We start from the raw sequence: 15,375 nt of genomic DNA, 5'->3' as shown, positions 1-15,375 counted from the left end.
GGGGGGTATCACGACAAGCGCTGGCCGCCCGTCAGAGGCCGAGCAGGTGCTCCAGCACGCGGAGGACGCCGTGGTCGGCGTTCGAGGACGCCCCGTACCGCGCGCGCTCGCGGATGGCCGGGTGGGCGTTGGCGGTCGCGAACGACCAGTCGGCCTCGTCCAGCATCTCGGCGTCGTTGAAGAAGTCGCCGAACGCGACGGTCTGCGCGCGGGTCACGCCGAGGTCGGCCTGCAGGGCGCGCACGGCCGCACCCTTGTTGATGCCTGCGGCCATGATGTCGATCCAGTTGCGGCCCGACACGACCACCTGGTGGTCGGCGGCGAACTCGGCGAAGCGCGCCACGGAGACCTCGGCGTCGTCGAAGTCGTAGACGGCCATCTTGATGATCTCGTCGTCGACGGCCAGCTGGTCGGCCACGAGCTGCATGGTCACGTAGTAGGGGGAGCACGCGGTGAGGAAGGCGTCGTCGGTGCGTTCGAGGTAGGCCGCGCGCTTGCCGCAGACCACGACCCCGAGGTCGAGCCCGTCGGCCCGGGCCGCGCGAGTGGCCGCCACGACGGACTGCCACAGGCTGGGCGGCAGGACGGCCGACGACACCTCGGCGCCGTCGCGCACCACGTACGTGCCGTTCTCGGCGATCAGCGACATGCCGTCGAGCGCGCGCTCGAACAGTGTCTCCAGGGTCGCGCGCTGGCGTCCGGACGCCGGCGCGAACACGATGCCGCGCTCACGCATCACGTCCAGCAGCGGCCAGAACTCGTCGGGCAGGTGGCCGGCGTCGTCCAGCAACGTCCCGTCCATGTCGCTGACGACGAGCCGCAGATCGGCGTCCCGAGGCAGGTGGTGGTGCGGCACGGCCACGTCAGGCCCCGTCACTGCACGGCCACGTCGACGCGCCGGTTGAGGGCATCGTCGTCGCTGACCGGGGCGTTGGCTGCGTTGCCCTGCACGAGCAGGGACTGGCTCGGCACCCCGGCCGCCTCGAGGGCGGCGGCGACCACGTTGGCCCGCTCCAGGGCGAGCGCCTCGTTGCCGGATTCCGAGCCGCGGGCGTCCGTCTGGCCGACGACGGTGAGGGTCGTGTCGGGGCACTGCGCCACGAGCTCGGCGATCTCGGCGACGGCGGTCTGCGACGCGTCGGTGAGGTCGGTCGAGCCTGTCTCGAACACCAGGGCGGGTGGCTGGGACGCCTCCCGCACCTTGGCGCCGACCACGGTGCACAGCTCGACGATGGCGATGGTGTCGGTGACCTCGGCGTCGGGGAAGGCGGTGGTCACGGCGTCCACCGCGGCCTGTCGCTCGGCCTCGTCGGTGACGGTGCCGGCCACGACGGCGTCCCCCGCGTTCACGTTGAGGCTCACGGCCTCCACGCCGACGAGCTCGGACGCCAGCGCCGTGAGCGCGTCGGCGTCCGGCAGCCACGCGCCGTCGACCACGGTGAGCTGGTCGTCCACCGGCACCCCGGCGCCCAGGCCCGCCGAGACGGCGGCGACGGCGGCCGCGCGGGCGGCGTCGTCGGTGGCGGCGCCGGCCAGGGTGAACGTGCCGTCGGCGACCGTCAGGGAGAACTGGGCGACCGGCGCCGCTGCGGGGGTCGGGGCAACGGTCGCGGTGGCCGTGGCGGAGGGCGTCGGGGCCGGCGCGGTGCAGGCCGCCAGCGGCGCCAGGGTGAGCAGGCAGGCCAGCGCGGCGGCGGCCCGGCGGCGGTGCGCGACGGCGTCCGGGCGGCGGGGAAGGGTGTGCGGAATGGTCACCCCTCGACGATAACGCCGCGGGGTGGGGCGGCGGCGTCCCCGCCCGGCGTCCGGGCCGGGCGGGCGCGGGCTCGTGGGCCGCTGACTAGGGGTGGCGCGGCCCGGGGCCAACAACGAGCAACCGGGGCCACCGGCCACCCTTCCGGGGGTGGGTTGCGGTGGGCCGGCGGGCTAGAGTGTGCCCCATGAGCGGCCGAGGCGGACGATGACGACCGTGCCCACCGGCACGCGCGCGAGAATCGGCAACACCCCGTTGGCCCGTCTCGACCGCCTGCCCACTCCGCGCGGCGTGCGCGCCTGGGGAAAGCTCGAGTGGTTCAACCCCGGCGGCAGCGCGAAGGACCGCTCCGCCCAGGCCATGGTGGACGCCGCGCTGGCCTCCGGCCGGATCGGCCCGGGCTCGGTGCTCGTGGAATCCAGCTCCGGCAACTTCGGTGTCGCCCTGGCCCGGCTCTGCGTGCGGCACGGCATGACCCTGCACGTCGTGGTCGACCCGCGCTCCAACCGCACGACGGTCGCCACGATGCGCGCCCTGGGGGCGACCGTCCACGAGCTGACCGAGCCCGACCCCGACACCGGCGACTGGCTCACTGCGCGCATCGCGAAGGTCGCCGAGCTGCGCGAGCGGTGGCCCGACGCGTACTCCCTCGACCAGTACTCCAACCGGGCCGCCCTCCGCGCCCACGCCGACGGCACGATGGCCGAAATCGTGCGCGACCTCGGCCGCGCCCCCGACGTGGTGGTCGTCGCCACGTCCACCACCGGCACGATCGGCGGCTGCCTGACCCATGTCCGCGAGCAGGGGCTCGACACCGCGGTGGTGGCGGTCGACGCCGAGGGCAGCGTGCTGTTCGGCGGACGCCGCGGGCAGCGGCTGCTCTCGGGGTTCGGCGCGGGGATCGTGCCCGGCCTGGCCGAGGGCGTGGTGCCCGACGACGTCGTCCGCGTCTCGGACGCCGCGGCGGTCGCCGGCTGCCGCCTGCTGGCGCGCACCGAGGGCATGCTCGTGGGCGCCTCGGCCGGCGCGGTCGTCCACGCGATGACGACGCTGGCGGTGGGGGACGCCGACGTGGTCGGCATCTTCCACGACGCCGGTCTCGCCTACCTCGACACGGTCTACGACGACGCCTGGGTGGCCGAGCACGTGGGCGCGTTGCCGTGAGCGGTGCCGGCGGCGGAGGGCGTGGCAGCGGCGTCCGGCGGGTCGCCGTGCTCGGTGCCGGCCCGCGCGCGTTGTGGGCGGCCGAGTGCCTGGCGGACGCCGCCGCCGACATCACCCTCGACGTCTTCGACCCCCGCCCGCCGGGGGTCGGCTCGGCCTATGCGGTGGACCAGCCGCGGCACCTGCGGCTCAACGTCACCTCCGCGATCGTCCGGACGGGCCTGGGTGCGTTCGACGACTGGCGGCGAGCCCGCGGCGAGGGTGCCGAGCTCGACCCCTTTCCGCCGCGCGCCCTGGTGGGTGCCTTCCTGGCCCACGCCTGGGCCGCGGTCGCCGAGCGCCTCGACGTCCGCCACCACGCGGTCGCGGCCACCGCGCCGCGTCCCGAGGAGGGCCGTTGGCGCGTCGGCGGGCCGGACGCCGCCGGTGAGCTGTACGACGAGGTGTTGCTCGCGACCGGCCACGAGTCCGCCTGGCCCGGCGCCTGGCACCACGCCCGCCCCGACGCGGTGCCCGCGTTCCCCGTCAACGGGCTCACGCCCGAGCGCGTCCCGGCCGGACGCCCCGTGGCCGTGCGCGGCACCGCGCTGACCTTCATCGACGCCGCGCTCAGCCTCACCGAGGGTCGCGGCGGGTGGTTCACCGACGCCGGCTACGAGACCGGCGGTGCCGAGCCCACCATCGTGCCGTTCAGCCGGCACGGCCGCTTCATGGAGCCCAAGCCGGAACCGGACGGACCCCTGGCTGCCCTGGACCTCGCGGAGCCCCGCGCGGCGGGCGCCGGCGCGATCGCCAGCACCCCCGGCAGCGCCCGGTGTGTCGCCGAGGCGGTGCGCGTCACGGCCCAGGCGTACCTGCGGCAGGCCGGCGGCAGCGGTGACGTGGCCGCCGTGCTGGCCGGCACCGACGGCAGCGCCGATCCGGTCGCCGACCTGCGCCGCTCGCTGGCCGTGGTGCGCGGCGAGGAGCGTCCGCACGCGCCGTGGGCGGTGGGGCAGGCGTTCCGGGACCTGTACCCGGCGATCATCGCCTCGCTGTCCTTCGAGCGCTGCCCGGCGGGGGAGTGGGCCACCTTCGCCGCGCTCGCCGCCACCCTCGAGCGCGTCGCGTTCGGGCCACCGCCGGTGAACGCCGCCAAGGTGCTGGCGCTGGTGGACGCCGGCGTCCTCGCCCCGCCGTCGCGCACCGAGCCCGCCGCCGAGGCCCGGGTGGACGCCGTGATCGCGCCCCCCGGCGTGGTGCCCGGCAGCCTGACCGCCGCCCTCGTCGGCCGCGGCATCGGACGCCTCGCCTCCGGCCGCCGGGGGTTGCGCGTCGGGCCAGACGGCGGCGTCCCCGGTTGGCCGGGGTTGGCCGCGGTGGGCCGCAGCACCGAAGACGTGGTGATCGGCAACGACACCCTGTCCCGTACCCTTCATGACGTGGTGCCCCGTTGGGCCGAGAAGGTGAGCCGCGATGCCTGAGACCGTGACGTTGCAGGGGCAGCCCCCGCTGACCCCCCGTTGGGAACCGTGGATGCGTGCCCTGCTCGCCGACCCCGAGCGCGTGGCCGCGATCGTCGCCGAGCACGGCTCGCCGGTCAACGTGCTGAACCCCGAGCCGCTGACCCGCAACGCTGCGGAGCTGACGTCGCTGGGCCCGGTGCGCGACCTGGAGATCCAGCTGTTCTTCGCCCGCAAGGCCAACAAGGCGCTCTGCTTCGTCGACGCCGCAGCCCGCGCCGGGTTGGGCGTCGACGTGGCCAGCGAGGCCGAACTGGCCCAGGTGCTGGACGCCGGCGTCCGGCCCGAGCGGATCATCGTGTCGGCGGCCATCAAGAACCGTGCCCTGCTCTCCCTTGCCCTGACCCACGGCGTGACGGTGTCGCTCGACCACCTCGGCGAACTCGCCGAGCTCACCGCGCTGGCCGCAGCCACCTCGGCCGGGGGGCGCGGCGTCCGCCCGCCCGTCGCGTTGCGGCTCGCGCTGCCGCCCAGCTCCGGCGTCGCCCCCACCCGATTCGGAGAACTGGCCGACCGGTGGCTGGGCGCCGATCTCGACGGCGTGGACGTGACCGGCGTCCACTTCCACCTCAACGGCTACAGCGCGGCCGAGCGCGTCACCGGCATCGTCGCGGCGTGCGACCTCGTGGACGCCGTGCGCGACCGCGGCCACCGCCCGTGGTTCGTGGACGCGGGCGGCGGCGTCCCCATGAGTTACCTGGATGACGCGCAGGAGTGGGAGACGTTCTGGGAGGCCCAGCGCGCGGCCGTCGCCGGCGAGGCGGAGCCGCTGACCTGGAACGGTCACCCGCTCACCACCGTCTACCCCTACCACCAGCAGCCCACGCGGCGGGCCTGGTTGACCGCGGTGCTCGACGCGCCCGCCCGGCGTGGTGAGGGATCGGTGGCCCAGGCGCTCGCGGGCCGGCGGCTGAGCCTGCACCTCGAGCCGGGCCGCGCGCTGCTGGACGGCTGCGGTCTGACCCTGGCGCGGGTGGCGTTCACCAAACAGCGCAGCGACGGCGTCGGCCTCATCGGCGTCGAGATGAACCGGACGCAGTGCCGCACCACCTCCGACGACTTCCTCGTGGATCCCGAGCTGGTCACCTGGTCGGGCGCCGACGCGCCCTTCACCGGCTTCCTCGTCGGGGCCTATTGCATCGAGAACGAGCTGATCCTGCAGCGGCGGCTCACCGCGCCGGGCATCGCGCCGGGCGACATCGTCGCGCTGCCGAACACCGCCGGGTACTTCATGCACATCCTCGAATCCGGCTCCCACCAGTGGCCGCTGGCGCGCAACGTGGTCTGGCAGGACGCCGGGCCCCTCCGGAAGGACCGCATCGATGGCTGACCCCCAACGCGACGGCCTGCTGGGCCCGGGCGGACTCGTCGGTGAGGTGCGCGCGTTCGTGGACGCCGCACTGCTGCACCCGGTCGAGCGCGACCACACCGAAACCACCGCGCAGCTCCGACGCCGCCGCATCGTCGTCACCGTCACGGCCATCGCCGGGGCGCTCGCGCTCGGCGCGGCGCTGGCGATCCGCCCCGGTGATCCGCTGTTCTACCCGGCGACGCTGGGCGTCGCGGCGATCTGGGCGGTCGGGGCGTTCGCGTCCGGACGCCTCCACCTCGGCCGGGCGCACACCCGCTCCGGGGGGCAGAGCCGTGCGGTGCTGCAGGGCTTTCTCCTCGGCGCGGCCCTGCTCGGCATCTTCGTGCTGGGGGCGTTCGTCGTCAGCCGCATCCCGGTGCTCCGCGGGCCGGTGGAGGGGCTGCTCGACCACGCGCGCTTCGGCTCGCTGTGGATCGTCGCGCTCGTGACGGCGATCAACGGCATCGCCGAGGAACTCTTCTTCCGCGGCGCGACCTATGCCGCCCTGGACCGGCGGTGGAACCTCGCCGGATCGACGGTGCTCTACGCGGCGTCCACCCTGTTCTCCGGGGTGCCGCTGCTCACGTTCGCGGCCGCCTGCCTCGGCCTGCTCACCGGCGCGCAGCGCCGCGTGACAGGCGGGGTGTTGGGGCCGATCGTCAGCCACCTCACCTGGTCGCTGGGCATGCTGTTCGCCCTGCCCCTGGTGTTCTCGACAGGAGTCTGAACCCATGACCGAACCCACCACGACCGAATCCCGCCTCGCGCTCGTCACGGGCGCCTCCGGCTCGATCGGCGCCCTCCTCGTGCCGAAGCTGTTGGACGCCGGCTTCCGCGTCCGCGTGCTGGCCCGTACGCCCGGCAAGCTGAACGACGACTGGCGTGACCGCGTCGAGGTCGTCCAGGGCGACGCCTCCGAGGCCGAGGACGTCCGCCGCGCCGTCGAGGGGGTCGACGTCGCCTACTACCTGCTGCACTCGATGGACTCCGACGGCAACTTCGCCGAGCGCGATCGCTTGCTGGCCCACACCTTCGCCGACGCCGCGGCGGCGGCCGAGGTGGGACGCCTCGTGTACCTCAGCGGGCTGCACCCGGACGGGGTGGAGCTGTCCGATCACCTCGCCTCCCGGGTGGAGGTCGGCGAGATCCTGCTCGCCTCGGGGGTGCCGACCGCGGTGTTGCAGGCCGGCGTCGTGCTCGGTGACGGTTCGGCGTCCTTCGACATGCTGCGCCACCTCACCGAGCGGCTGCCCGCGGCGTTCGGGCCGCGCTGGCTGAACAACCACATCCGCCCGATCGCCGTCGACGACGCGCTGTTCTACCTGCTGCGCGCCGCGGACCTGCCGGCCGAGGAGTCCCGCCCCATCGACATCGGCATGGACGAGGTGTTGACGTACTCCGACATGATGCGTCGCTACGCCCGGGTCGTGCGGCTGCACCGGCGCCGGATCGGCACCGTGCCGGTGCTGACGCCGGAACTCGCGTCGTACTGGGTCGGTTTCATCTCACCCGTGGACGCCGCCATCGCGCGTCCGCTGGTGGGCAGCCTCACCCACGACGCGGTGGGCGACATCGCGGACGCCCGCCGCCTGCTCGGCGAGCCGGAGGGTGGGCTGACCGGCTACGACGCCGCGATCCGCCGCGCAACCCGCGATCTCGACCCCCACCGCTGGGGCCGGACGGCGGGCCGGGTCGTGCTGGGCGTGGCCGCCACCGCGGTGGTCGGCTCGGTGCTGAGCAATCCGGACAGCCGGTGGTTCCGCCGGCTCGACAAGCCGGACTGGCAGCCGCCGAACGTGGCGTTCCCGCTGGTGTGGAGCGCGCTGTACGGGCTGATCGCCGTGGCGGGCACGGCCACCGTGGCCGACCTGGCCGAGGACGACGAGCACGAGGCATCCGAGGCGTTCGGGTGGGCGCTCGCGGGGAACCTGGTGCTGAACGCCGCCTGGAGCGGGCTGTTCTTCCGCGCCCACAACCTGCCGCTGGCCACTGCGGGCGCGGCGGCGCTCGCCGCGTCGTCGGCCGACCTCACGCGCCGGGCCGCCCCCGCGGGTTGGGGCAAGGCGGCCGCGCTGGGTGCCTACACCGCCTGGTGCGGGTTCGCCACGGCGCTGTCGGCGTCGCTGGCGCGCCGCAACCGCTGAGCGGGGGCCGGGCGCCGCTCAGCCGACGCGCAACGCGAACGACGCGGACGCCGGCCGCGGCCAGAGCGCGAACCGGGGCCGGACGTCGGGCCCGCACGAGCGGGACCCCAGGCCGTGCTGGGCGAGATCCAGCACCAGGTGCGTGGCCTGCGGCGGCGGCAGCTCGTGCGGGTGCGCCGCGGCGGCCAGCTCGGCCGCGCTGTGGAGGCCGACGGTGAACCCGACGCGGTGACCCGCAACCGGCGTGGTCGTGACCGTGAGCGGGGGCACGCCCTCGCCCGTCAGCGTCAGCTCGCGCAGGCCGGCCCGGTGCCCGGATTCCTGCGGCACCGCGTAGGGCACCGTCAGCTCGGCGACGTCCGCCTCGAACCGACCCACGCGCGCCGCGGCGTCGCTGTCGGGGTAGTTCTCGTGCGGTCCGGTGCCGAACCAGGCGGCACGGCCGTGGCCCAGCGGCAGCTCGAAGGCCAGGCCGATGCGGGGCCACGTGCGATCCCACCCCGTGGAGGGCGTGACGTCCACCGCGCAGGTCAGTGCGCCGTCGGTCCAGGCCCAGCGCTGCTCCACCACGACGTGCTGGGCGATGCCGGCCGGAGCCACGAGCGTGCGCACGAGGAGGCCGTCAGCGTCGGCGTCGGCGGCCAGGACGCGGTGCTGCAGCCGGTCGAGCCCCGCCTCGCGCCAGCGCGCGGCCGAAGAGGGGCCGGGGGCGCCGAGCCCGCCGGTCTCCTCCGGTGCGCCCAGCTCGTAGGAGCCGAAGCCGCTGAGCAGATCGTTCTCGGTGGGTGCCCGCCACAGCGTCAGCTGGCCGCCGGTCAGGGCGAGCCCGCCGAGGGAGGTCAGGCGTCCGGATTCATCGAACGTCGCCTCGCCCAGGGTGTAGCCCGACGCCGTCGCCACCCCCGGCTCGGCGGAGGTGGCGCCGGGCGCGGGCGCTGTGGCCTCGCGGAGCTGGCGCTGCGCGGAGGTCACCACGTGGCCGGCGTCGGCCCACGGGGCGGCGGCGGCCAGCTCGGCGCGCACGGTGAGCCAGTGCTCGCCGGGGGCGTCCAGGGAGAGGTCGGGCAGCGCGGCGGACGCCTCCGCCCCCGCAAGCACCGGCGGCACGTTGAGGGTGCCGGACGCGACGACGTGACCGTCCACCTCGTGGTCCCAAGCGAACGTGAGGTCCGCGGTGTCGCCGTCGTGGCGACGGTTCTCGACGGTCACGGCGCCGGTGCCGACGTTCACCTTGATGGGCGTGACAACGGCGGCGAACTCCGCGAGCGCGGGGGAGGGCGTCCCGTCGGCGAGCAGCAGGCCGTCGCACACGAAGCTGCCGTCGTGGAACTCCTCGCCAAAGTCGCCACCGTAACCGTGGAACGGCGTCCCGTCCGCGGTGTGGGTGAGCAGGCCGTGATCGCGCCACTCCCACACGAAACCGCCGTGGATCGCCGGGTGGGCGTCGAACACCTCCTCGTACTCGGCCACGCCGCCGGCACCGTTGCCCATGGCGTGCACGTACTCGCACAGCATGATCGGACGCCCCGCGCGCGCCACCGTCAGGCGGCGCAGCTCCTCCAGGGGCGCGTACATGCGGGAGACCACGTCGGGCACGAGGTCGTCGTGGTCGCCCTCGTAGTGGATCGGACGCGACGGGTCGCGGCGCCGCAGCCAGGCCGCCATCGCCGCCAAGTTGCCGCCCACGCCGGCCTCGTTGCCGAGCGACCACGCGATGATGCAGGCGTGGTTCTTGTCGCGCTCGAGCATGCGCTCGGCGCGGTCGAGGTACACGTCGCGCCAGGCGGGGTCGTCCGACGGGTTGCCCTGCCAGCCGGCGGCGACGAAGCCGTGGGTCTCGATGTCGCACTCGTCGATCACCCAGAACCCCAGCTCGTCGGCCAGGGCGAGCAGCGTGGGGTGCGGCGGGTAGTGGCTGGTGCGGATCGCGTTGACGTTGTACCGCTTCATCAGCTCGAGTTGGCGGCGCAGCTCGGCGGGGTCGACGACGCGGCCGTTCACGGGGTCGAAGTCGTGCCGGTTCACCCCGCGCAGCCGGACGCGGCGGCCGTTGACCAGCCAGGCATCGCCGTCGATCTGGACGCGACGGAACCCGACGCGCAGCTCGATCGACTCCACCTCGTTGGCGACGGTGACCGTGTACAGCCGCGGCACGTCGGCGCTCCAAGGCTCGACCTCGCCCACGGCGATCGTGCCTGGCGCGTCGGCGTCCACCGTGGCGTCCAGGCCGAGCTCGGGGCAGGTGATCCGCACCGGGCCGGTGGCGCGCAGTTCGGGGGTCAGCGTGCCGCGTCCGGTGGCGGGGTCGACATCGGCGCGGAGCCACACGTCGTCGATGCCGCCGGCGGGCCGGTGCAGCAGCGTCACCTCGCGGAAGATGCCGGGCAGCCACCACTGGTCCTGGTCCTCCACGTAGGTCATCGCCGACCACTGGTGCACGCGCACGTGGAGGGTGTTCTCACCGGGGCGGACCGCGTCGGTCACGTCGAGCTCCTGCCGCAGCCGGCTGCCGCGCACGACGCCGACCTCGACGTCGTTCAGCGTTACGACCCCGATCGACTCGATGCCGTCGAACCGCAGCACCACGCGGCCGTCGTCCAACCAGGCCGCGGGCAGGTCGAAGGTGCGCCAGTGGTCGCCGGTGGGGTTGGCGTCCGGCACGTGTGGCGGGTCGAGCGGGAAGGGGTAGAGCACGTTGTTGTACGCCGGACGCCCGTAGCTCCCCTCTCCGCGCAGCACCCAGTGGGAGGGGACGTCGATGGTGTCCCAGCCTGCGTCGTACACCCCGGGGTTGGACGCCAGCGCCGCCGCCTGGGCGGGCGTGGCCGAGTGGCGGAACCGCCAGGCCCCGCCCAGGTCGATGCGCTCAGCCGTGCTGCTCAGCTCCGAGCGGGGGGCGACGCGCATCCCCGAGCCGGGGGAGATCTCTTCGATGTGCTTCATGGCACCTCCTGGGTTCGACCCTACCGAGCCGGGGCGGTGCCCGTGGCGGCCGACCCCCTAGTCTGGAGGCCATGGCTGATCGTCCCCGTGACCGCAAACCGATCGCGAGCACCATGGTCAGCGAGGCACCCCGGTGGAACCAGGTGGTGCACTCCGACGGCCTCGTCGAGGGCAAGGGTGGGCTGGCGGATCTGGCGTCCCTGTGGCGCGGAACCCGCGGGTACGACACCGTCATCCTGTTGGGGTCCGTGCCCCTGGCCAAGCGCTACCGCGATCTCGTGCTGGCCGCGTTGCTGCGCTGGCGGCGTCCCCGGCCGCGCGTAATCCTCACCGACTGCACCTGGGCCGAGGGCAGCGCGACGCTCGCGCGCCGGTGGCCGTTGCTCGCGCCGCTGCTGCCCGCGCTGCACCGGTCGCTCGTGCGCGCGCTGGACGGCCCGCACGTGACCTACGCGGTGCTGAGCCGTGCCGAGGCGCAGGAGTTTCCCCGCCGCTGGCGCGTCGACCCGGAGCGGGTGGTGTTCACCCCCTTCCCCAGCACCGTGGATCCGGACACCCCACGGCGGTACGGCGATCACGCGTTCGCCGGCGGCAACTCCCAGCGCCGCCACGACCTGCTGGAGGAGGCGTTGGGCGATGCCCCCTTCACCACCGTGGTCGCCTCCCGGTGGGAGCCGCGTCGGCCCAGCCCGAGCCTGCGCTGCGGGCCCGTCCCCCACGAGGAGTTCGTCCGCCTCCTGGCGGAGGCGCGCGTCGTCGTGGTGCCCCTCGACGATGCGGACGGACGCTCCGCCGGCCAGCAGACCTACCTCAACGCGATGCTGCTCGAGAAGCCCGTGGTGGTCACCGACAGCATCGGGGTGCGCGACTACATCGAGGACGGAGTGACCGGCGTGGTCGTCGACGCCGACCCCGACGCGCTGCGGGCCGCCGTGGCCGACGCGATGGATCCGGCCCGCGCCGAGCACTACCGGGCCCTCGGCCAGCGGGCCCGCGAGGCCGTGCTTGCCCGCTTCACCCGCGAGCACTACTTCGACGAGCACCTCTTGGGTCTGGCCGGGTTCCCGACGGAGTAGTGGCCCGGGCCGGGGAGTGACGCCCGCGGCGTCCTGGGGTTCACTTGTCCTGGCAGCAGCGCTTCGGAGCCGGATCCTCGAACGGCACCAGCGTGCCCCCGATCGCGGGCTGGACGGCCAGCACCCAGCGGCCACCCTGCAGATACGGCCGGACATGGTTGCGCGTCTGCAACGGCGTCTCGGGGGTGAACGCCCCGCCGAGCGAACTGACCGCGTCGATGGCGGAGGCGTCGGTGACCTGCGCGACCGGAACGACACCCCTCAGGGCGTCCACCCCGGGGTAGACCACCGCGCGCCCCGCGGTGCCGGACGCCCGCGCCTCGAGCGCCAGCGCGGCCCCGTGGAAGCCGGCGGACGCCCCCGCGCTCGCCCCGCCCACGACGACCGCGGCGGGGCCGGGGAGTGCGTGGTCGTGCGCGTGGGCCGGGCCCGAGGCGTCCGGAGCGAACGCCGCCGCGACGAGGGCGGCCAGGTCGGCGTCCGAGGGGGCCGCGTCCGAGGAGGCGACGTCCGGAAGATCGAGGGTGTAGGCGATGTGGGCGCCGTCACCGTCGGTGACGACGTGGGTGACCACCCAGACGGGCGCGAGCCCGCGCTCGGCGAGCCGCCCGCAGGCGGCCCGGAGCGCGGGCTCGGCGTCGAGGGCGTCGCTGACGCCCTGGTCGACTCCGACGCGACGTGTCACCGGCGAGGCAGCACGAAGATCGCGTTGGTGTAGAACCACAGGTCCTGCCACGGGTTGGCGTCACCGACGACGTCGATGGCCGGGCCGGTGGCGTCCACCGAGCTGCCGTAGAAGCCGGCCTGGGTGCGCTTGCCGTCCGAACCGCGCAGGCGCACGTAGAAGCCCGTGTCGCCGACCTCGCCGAGGTCGTAGGTGAGCTCGATGACGTCGGTGCGGCCCGTCACGTCCCAGGTCTGGACGACCTTGGTCTCGGGGGTGTGGAGCGTGTCGGCGTCCGACACCGGCCCGGTGACCCGGCCCTGGATGACGTCGACCTTGGCCAGCTTCGGCACGAACGTGGCCCAGTTGGGGAACTGCGCCGGCACGATGCGGACGACGAGCTGCGCGCGCTGGCCACGCCTGGCCGTGAGCACACCGCCGAGGTGGGCCTCCTGGTTGTTGAGGCGCACCCGCACGTCGAGCGACTCCAGCAGCCGGCCGTGGTCGACCCACACGCAGTGGTTGCGCAGCCCGGTCATGACGTTGGCGTAGCTGGCCTTGTTCGCGCCCACCACGGTGCGGCTGTAGAAGCCCGGCCAGTAGTCGCCCGCGCTGGTGTTCGGCGAGCCGGAGTACTCCGGCGCGTTGTAGAAGCCCTTGGCGTTGAAATCGCTCCCGGCGCCGCGCTGGGCGGTGTCGAGGTAGTTGCTGTGGCTGTCGGAATTCGCCGAGATGCCCCAGTGCTTGCCCTCGGCGAGCATCGAATCCCACAACCCACCGACGGTGGCGGTGTAGAAGTCGAAGCCACCCCACGTGCGGTAGGACTCCAGCGGGTAGCCGGCGAACGAGTTCGCGCCCGGCGCGTTGCCGTAGTAACCGCGGGCCGAGCCCGGGCCCAGCTGCGTGGTGGAGATGCCGGCCGCCTGGTGACCCGGCGCACCCTCCCAGCCGACCGCGATGCTCGGGTCGGTGTCCCGCCAGCCGCGCACCTCGTGGGGGGAGTCGATGCCGTTGCGGGCGGGGTGGTTGGCCAGGAAGAGGGCGTCGTCGATCTGCTTGCGCTTGACCGAGTCGGACAGGAACATGATGCCGTCGCGCGCCAGCGCCTCGTTCGCGGGCGTGTTGCCCGTGGCGGAGCGGACGCGGCCGTCGAAACCCTCCTCGAACCGCCGCATCACCGAGACCTCGTGCTGGCCCGGGTGGACGATCACGGTGCCGTGCTCGGCGGCGGGAATGTTCCACTCGAGGCCCTGGAAGATGAAGGCATTCGGGTGGCGCTTGCGGGAGGCCTGGATCTCGGGGTTGACGTTCTCGACGCCGATGCGGACGTGCTGCTCGCTGCCGTGGTCGGTGATGACCATCCAGTCCAGGCCGTAGGCGACGCCGTGCTGCACCTGGTCCTCCACCAGGTACATGCCGTCGGAGGAGTAGCGGGTGTGGATGTGGTGGTCGCCGGCGAGCCAGACCTTGGGGGCCTTGTTGTTGGTGCCGCGCCCGCTGCTGTCCGCCTCCTCGGCGGCGGCCGTGGCGACCCCGCTCGCGGTGACCAGGGACGCCGTCGCAGCACCCGCGCCCAGGACGCCGGCCGCGCGCAGGAATCCGCGGCGACCGAGCTGGTGGGGGCTCAGCTCCTTGTCGGGAATCCCGAGGTCGACGACGACCGCCTCCGACTCGCTGATCTCCTCGTGGTGATGGTGGTGGCCGTGACCGCTGTGGTCGTGGTCGTGGTGGTGCCCGTGCTCGTGCGTGTGACCGTGGTCGTGATCGTGGCCCATGACTCCTCGTTTCGCTCGGTGCGTGATCGGATCACCCGTGACGCTAGAAGTCGTCCACGAACTCCAGCGACGCGGTGGCCTACGAAACAGTGAAGGGTGAGTGAACGGACGGGGGTGGGCAACCTCCGGCGCGTCCGGCGTCCCGAGGGCTGGGCGCACGGAGTCCGTGTTCGTCAGAATCTCTGATGAATTGTCACGTGGCGCGCTCGGGCATCACGTGGCGCACCCCGGAGTCACGTGGCGCAGTGGAGCTCACCTCGAGGCCCTTGCACGGGCCGCCAGGTGAGCTGCGCTGCGCCACGTGGAGTTCACCTGCGCCAGGTGAAGCCGAACTGCGCCACGTGGGTACGTTGGAGCCGGTTGAGCGGGGTCTAGTGCAGGGACGCGTCCGCGGCACCGCGTGACCAGCCGGTGAACCGCACGGTGAGGCCCGCCCGGGTCGGGGCGGCGCAGAACGGCCCGGCCCGCCAGGCCAGCGCCGGGTCGATGGGGGCGACGCGCACCAGGCGCCAGTCCTCGTCGGTGCAGCGTGCGCGCACGGTCACGGCGTCCCCCGACCGGCTCACCCGCACAGTGATCTCCCGACCCTGCCAGCCGTCGACCCGGCCGACCGACCAGTCCGAGACGCCGGCCGTCACCACGGCGCCCACACCCAGGTGGCCGTCGGCGAACTCGACGCCGGCCTTCACCCAGTGCTCCGCGTCGGCCCGCAGCAGGACGCCGGCCTGGTCGAACTGCTCGCTGGCACCCCACGCGAACGACACCTCCATCGCCGCCCCGTCGGGGAGGTCGGCGAGCAGCCCCGGCGCGTCGTCATGGATGAAGCCGTAGGACGTGACGCGCCACAGGTCGCTGCCCTCGGCCGGCTCGACGACCAGGGCGTCGCCGTCGGCGTCCGCCCGGACGGGCGCAGTGGTCCAGGTACCGGCGCTCCAGGGCAGCTTCTCCACGTGCTCCATGGGCCCAGCCTGCCACGGGCGGCTAGCCTGTGCGCCGAGGAGGC

Annotated in this window: 12 protein-coding genes; 6 read left to right on the top strand and 6 right to left on the bottom strand. The window is 74.0% G+C overall.

Annotated elements, in window-relative coordinates:
- Positions 1-31 precede the first annotated feature (31 nt).
- Complete coding sequence (locus PCC79_RS14440) at positions 32-862, bottom strand: Cof-type HAD-IIB family hydrolase (protein ID WP_332836202.1); 831 nt, start codon at positions 860-862, stop codon at positions 32-34.
- An 11-nt stretch (positions 863-873) separates the two neighbouring features.
- Entirely contained in the window at positions 874-1,755 is an 882-nt protein-coding gene (locus PCC79_RS14435; protein ID WP_232549811.1) for an OmpA family protein, read from the bottom strand.
- A 205-nt stretch (positions 1,756-1,960) separates the two neighbouring features.
- On the opposite strand from PCC79_RS14435, the gene PCC79_RS14430 reads away from it, so the two are divergent.
- Genes PCC79_RS14430 through PCC79_RS14410 form a run of 5 tightly spaced genes read left to right on the top strand, consistent with a single transcriptional unit; the run spans position 1,961 to position 7,914 of the window.
- A complete protein-coding gene (locus tag PCC79_RS14430; protein WP_232549812.1) occupies positions 1,961-2,917 on the top strand; it encodes a pyridoxal-phosphate dependent enzyme in 957 nt (318 codons plus the stop codon).
- Positions 2,914-4,380, top strand: coding sequence for an FAD/NAD(P)-binding protein (locus PCC79_RS14425; RefSeq protein WP_342372227.1), 1,467 nt, complete (start codon positions 2,914-2,916; stop codon positions 4,378-4,380). Before PCC79_RS14430 ends, PCC79_RS14425 begins: the two co-directional genes overlap by 4 nt.
- Positions 4,373-5,749: a Y4yA family PLP-dependent enzyme gene (locus PCC79_RS14420; protein ID WP_342372226.1), complete on the top strand. Its 1,377-nt coding sequence runs from the start codon at positions 4,373-4,375 to the stop codon at positions 5,747-5,749. The genes PCC79_RS14425 and PCC79_RS14420 overlap by 8 nt, the downstream gene beginning before the upstream one ends.
- Positions 5,742-6,497, top strand: a complete 756-nt coding sequence (locus PCC79_RS14415) for a type II CAAX endopeptidase family protein (protein WP_342372225.1) — start codon at positions 5,742-5,744, stop codon at positions 6,495-6,497. Before PCC79_RS14420 ends, PCC79_RS14415 begins: the two co-directional genes overlap by 8 nt.
- Positions 6,498-6,501: 4 nt before the next feature.
- A complete protein-coding gene (locus tag PCC79_RS14410; RefSeq protein WP_232549816.1) occupies positions 6,502-7,914 on the top strand; it encodes a tryptophan-rich sensory protein in 1,413 nt (470 codons plus the stop codon).
- 18 nt (positions 7,915-7,932) lie between these two features.
- Here PCC79_RS14410 and PCC79_RS14405 read toward each other — a convergent pair whose 3' ends face one another.
- Positions 7,933-10,857 (bottom strand): glycoside hydrolase family 2 TIM barrel-domain containing protein, encoded by a 2,925-nt coding sequence (locus tag PCC79_RS14405; protein ID WP_232549817.1) that lies wholly within the window; start codon positions 10,855-10,857, stop codon positions 7,933-7,935.
- 71 nt (positions 10,858-10,928) lie between these two features.
- On the opposite strand from PCC79_RS14405, the gene PCC79_RS14400 reads away from it, so the two are divergent.
- Positions 10,929-11,933, top strand: coding sequence for a glycosyltransferase (locus tag PCC79_RS14400; protein ID WP_232549818.1), 1,005 nt, complete (start codon positions 10,929-10,931; stop codon positions 11,931-11,933).
- Positions 11,934-11,973: 40 nt separating this feature from the next.
- On the opposite strand, the gene PCC79_RS14395 is transcribed toward PCC79_RS14400, so the two are convergent.
- The 3 genes from PCC79_RS14395 to PCC79_RS14385 form a co-directional block, all read right to left on the bottom strand.
- Entirely contained in the window at positions 11,974-12,618 is a 645-nt protein-coding gene (locus PCC79_RS14395) for a hypothetical protein (RefSeq protein ID WP_232549819.1), read from the bottom strand.
- Positions 12,615-14,372, bottom strand: a complete 1,758-nt coding sequence (locus tag PCC79_RS14390) for a PHP domain-containing protein (RefSeq protein WP_232549820.1) — start codon at positions 14,370-14,372, stop codon at positions 12,615-12,617. Before PCC79_RS14390 ends, PCC79_RS14395 begins: the two co-directional genes overlap by 4 nt.
- A gap of 371 nt (positions 14,373-14,743) precedes the next feature.
- Positions 14,744-15,331 carry a DUF1349 domain-containing protein gene (locus PCC79_RS14385; RefSeq protein WP_232549821.1) on the bottom strand — a complete coding sequence of 196 codons (588 nt, stop codon included), beginning with the start codon at positions 15,329-15,331 and terminating at the stop codon, positions 14,744-14,746.
- Between the last annotated feature and the right edge of the window lie 44 nt (positions 15,332-15,375).

This window comes from Propioniciclava soli (assembly GCF_038502305.1).
Classification (GTDB): domain Bacteria; phylum Actinomycetota; class Actinomycetes; order Propionibacteriales; family Propionibacteriaceae; genus Propioniciclava; species Propioniciclava soli.
Note: the sequence above shows the minus strand (reverse complement) of the source record. Positions and strands in the feature narration are given on the sequence as shown.

Bases quoted from the DNA above. Each gene is read 5' to 3' on its own strand.
- PCC79_RS14430 (WP_232549812.1), top strand. From the start codon at position 1,961: ATGACGACCGTGCCCACCGGCACGCGCGCGAGAATCGGCAACACCCCG.
- PCC79_RS14420 (WP_342372226.1), top strand. From the start codon at position 4,373: ATGCCTGAGACCGTGACGTTGCAGGGGCAGCCCCCGCTGACCCCCCGT.
- PCC79_RS14415 (WP_342372225.1), top strand. From the start codon at position 5,742: ATGGCTGACCCCCAACGCGACGGCCTGCTGGGCCCGGGCGGACTCGTC.
- PCC79_RS14410 (WP_232549816.1), top strand. From the start codon at position 6,502: ATGACCGAACCCACCACGACCGAATCCCGCCTCGCGCTCGTCACGGGC.
- PCC79_RS14405 (WP_232549817.1), bottom strand. From the start codon at position 10,857: ATGAAGCACATCGAAGAGATCTCCCCCGGCTCGGGGATGCGCGTCGCC.
- PCC79_RS14400 (WP_232549818.1), top strand. From the start codon at position 10,929: ATGGCTGATCGTCCCCGTGACCGCAAACCGATCGCGAGCACCATGGTC.
- PCC79_RS14390 (WP_232549820.1), bottom strand. From the start codon at position 14,372: ATGGGCCACGATCACGACCACGGTCACACGCACGAGCACGGGCACCAC.
- PCC79_RS14385 (WP_232549821.1), bottom strand. From the start codon at position 15,331: ATGGAGCACGTGGAGAAGCTGCCCTGGAGCGCCGGTACCTGGACCACT.